The sequence below is a fragment of the Variovorax sp. P2_H12 genome (genome assembly GCF_056403395.1).
In genome coordinates, this window is the sequence record NZ_JBFUFO010000307.1 from 1 (window position 1) to 371 (window position 371).

At 71.7% G+C, this 371-nt stretch carries 1 protein-coding gene; it reads right to left on the reverse strand.

Annotated features, from left to right (window positions below):
• Positions 1 to 371: response regulator (locus tag AC1DYK_RS36255; RefSeq protein ID WP_478170667.1), on the reverse strand; the 371-nt coding region annotated here is incomplete at both ends.

Below are 371 nucleotides of genomic sequence, written 5' to 3' on the forward strand. Positions count from 1 at the left end.
GACATGCCCTGGGCGAGGAGGACCAGGACCTCCCGTTCGCGTGGTGTCAGCGAAGCCAGCCTCGTGCGCTCGTCCGCGCTGACGGTGTGCTGTCCGCGGCGCACCGTGTCCAGGAGCTGCCGGGTCACCTCGGGGGAGAGCATCGCATCGCCGCCCGCCACGGTGTGCACCGCACGAACCAGTTCGGTGGGCGGGGTGTCCTTGAGCAGGAACCCCGCGGCGCCCGCCTGCACGGCCTCCGCCACGTACTCGTCCAGTCGGAACGTCGTCAGGATCACCACGGCCGGCGGGGCGGGGAGTGCCAGCAGGGCCCGGGTGGCGGCCAGACCGTCCATGTGCGGCATGCGGATGTCGACCAGGGCCACATCACA